Origin of the sequence: Paenibacillus popilliae ATCC 14706, from assembly GCF_000315235.1 — a bacterium.
Classification (GTDB): domain Bacteria; phylum Bacillota; class Bacilli; order Paenibacillales; family Paenibacillaceae; genus Paenibacillus_B; species Paenibacillus_B popilliae.
This window is the reverse complement of sequence record NZ_BALG01000264.1, coordinates 1-2,616: the sequence shown is the minus strand read 5'-3', so window position 1 is coordinate 2,616 and position 2,616 is coordinate 1. Positions and strand designations below refer to the sequence as shown.

The following is a 2,616-nucleotide window of genomic DNA, read 5'->3' as shown; positions in this document are numbered from 1 at the left end:
AGGAATGTAAGGGGCTGACAAGTGCCTTTTTTTTGCATCTGATCTAAGCACTTTTACGCTGCAATTCTAGGCATTTTTAGTATGCAATAAACACGCGTTGTCTTTCAAGCAAGCCTTCATAAATATCAGGCAGCAGATATCCTTGTGTCAGTTCATGTTGGATCCAACTTGGCGATACTTCAAACTTGTGCGCCAACCACAATACATTTTCAATCGTAGGATACGATAATTTTTCGATAGGGGCGCTTTTTGTTTCAAGCGTAGCGATTTCCTGCGCCTCATTACCTACTTGCTGTGCAAATGTAAAATTGCCGTTACCTACAAACAATAAAAGTACGAGGGCTAGTAAAACAAACTTCTTCATCATTTTATTAACTCCTAGGGAATATAATTCAAGCCATTGTACCATAAAATACCTATAATGTGGAAGATAAAAGAAAAAAATAACTGTATTTATTAACAGGGTAATTTGCGCTTAGTATATCTTTACGTTCAGGCAACCATGGATATAGCGCTTCCAACCGTGTTGAATTATCCCTTTTTACCTACTAATCAGCCAATGAAAGCCGGATCGAACGGGATCGGAATGCTGTAGCAGCGTATAAGTTGCGTTGCCTTGCGGCTGTTCGGGAACAGAACAGGAACGTGGGCGGCTGCCCTCCGATGATAAGGGGAACGGAGGCATCCAGCAGATGGAGCGCAGCCGGCGAGCAGGCACAGGTGGATTAGAGCCATTTCAATGTGAGCAAGCAACGGAATGAAAAGTTGTACACGTTGATCCTGGTGCTTGGCTACTCGCGGGCGATGTACGTGGAGTTCACGGAGGATGAGCGGCATACGGCTGTTTTTGGCAATCGAAAAGTGCCGAGTTTTGCAGCCAAGCAATTTTATCAATATGCAGCAACAAGTAAGGTTTATGCATAGGTTTGACATGGAGCCTCTATGGGCATGATTCCCTGCGAAAGGGCGAAGCCACAGGCTTCGCAGAGACCAGTAAGCCTATCATGCCCATCTCTCCATATCAAACCAGGCTACTTTTACTGCATAAGCAATTGCTGCAAAACTGAGCACATCTACCCTGCAACAAACAATACGGCAGTCCAAAAGTGTGGCACGCATTGAAATAACAAGGCATTCACGTCTCTCAGAAGACCGTTGTTCGTATGATGAAGGAACTTGGGTTAAAGTCCCGTATTGTTAAGAAGTACAGACAAGCGAATGACCAAGCAACTCTGTCTGAAGGGGCTGGATCAAGCGTATCGCCATCAGCGCAACCTGACGCCAGAAAAAAACGTATTCAGAAGTACCTGGAGGCTAGCAACGTCAAACTGGCCACGATGATCTCGGATGTATTCGGTTATCCGGGCGGAATCTGCTCGAACGATTGGTCAAGCCGGGATATGTCGATCCCAAAGATGTCGAGGCCTGCGTGAAAGGTAACATCAAGAACAAAAAGCAACAGGTTCAACATAATAACCATTTACAGGAGGCAACCGTTTTCAGATCGTATTTTGAATGCTTTGAAAAAAACTGAAGAAAAAGGCCATGAAATTATTTTTGCTTCTGCTCGTCCAATAAGGGACATGATTCCAGTGGTGAATAAGCATTTTCATCTCTAATAGGTGGGAATGGTTCTCTCATATCAAGACAAGGCAAAACCATATCTGTACAATCTTTTTCCAATGAGCAGATCCAAATCATTATGGAACTCATCGGGAAGTGCCAGGCTACCTACTTAATAGATAGTGATTGGGATTATGCATATACTGGGGCTGCTGACCATCCGATTCTCAACAATCTAGACCCTTTGAAGATAGCCAAGAGGCTTCCGTTAGAATCACTCGCCAGCATTGTTAAAGTTCTTGTGTTGTCCGCAACTGACATAGAAATGTTAGCTGAAAACTTGACTTCATTAGATGTTGTGGTGCATAAACATAGAAACGAAAATTCATTGGATATTATCCCTAAAAATATTCATAAGTGGAGTTCTTTGCAAAAATAGGTGTTGAAGAAAAACAGTTTGTAGCATTTGGGAATGACTCAAATGATATTAGCATGTTTCAGAAAGCATTCTACTCCGTGAGGATTGGTGACCATGAGGGGCTAGGTGAGCATGCTACAGAGGGCATATCGCTAGATGAAAATTGTGGAGTGAAAATAATTGAAAAGTTGGAAGAGCTGATACTCAAATTTTCAGACTGGGTATAACGAAAATGACACCCCTCTATAGAGCACGTTGAGTAGCGCTTCATCCGAGAGCTGTAAAATAGTTTGTGTGCCCGGTGGTCAAAGAATGGCAAAATCGACCGCTGCAAAGCGTGTATGCCGCGGTCTTTCTGGATGTCATTCACGTTAAGGTGAAGCAGGATGGCGTCATTTCTCTTGATTAGACTCCAAAAGGCCGAGTACAGGAACAAATATCCCTCCTAACTCGACCTTTACGTCTAATCGCTTTGTCTGAATTCATCTTGGTCTTCTTTAATTTCAGCCAGCATTTTATTCAGTTTCTTGATATCAAAACAACCGTTTTGTGCGACAAAATAAAACTTCAGAGCATATCCGTTATCTTCAAGGCAACTTTCAAGGGCTTGTTGAATATATTGTTTGGTTAAGGAA

General features: G+C 42.7%; 2 protein-coding genes and 2 pseudogenes. 3 read left to right on the top strand and 1 reads right to left on the bottom strand.

The window, feature by feature from the left end; genetic code table 11:
• Positions 1–76: 76 nt before the first annotated feature.
• Positions 77–367 carry a hypothetical protein gene (locus tag PPOP_RS15860; protein ID WP_006287588.1) on the bottom strand — a complete coding sequence of 97 codons (291 nt, stop codon included), beginning with the start codon at positions 365–367 and terminating at the stop codon, positions 77–79.
• A 374-nt stretch (positions 368–741) separates the two neighbouring features.
• On the opposite strand from PPOP_RS15860, the gene PPOP_RS15855 reads away from it, so the two are divergent.
• The 3 genes and pseudogenes from PPOP_RS15855 to PPOP_RS22180 form a co-directional block, all read left to right on the top strand.
• Positions 742–924 carry a hypothetical protein gene (locus PPOP_RS15855; protein ID WP_042229278.1) on the top strand — a complete coding sequence of 61 codons (183 nt, stop codon included), beginning with the start codon at positions 742–744 and terminating at the stop codon, positions 922–924.
• Positions 925–1,469: 545 nt separating this feature from the next.
• Positions 1,470–2,208 (top strand): annotated as a pseudogene (locus PPOP_RS15845) (HAD hydrolase family protein).
• Positions 2,209–2,279: 71 nt separating this feature from the next.
• Positions 2,280–2,372: pseudogene (locus tag PPOP_RS22180) on the top strand (transposase); the annotation flags it as partial.
• Between the last annotated feature and the right edge of the window lie 244 nt (positions 2,373–2,616).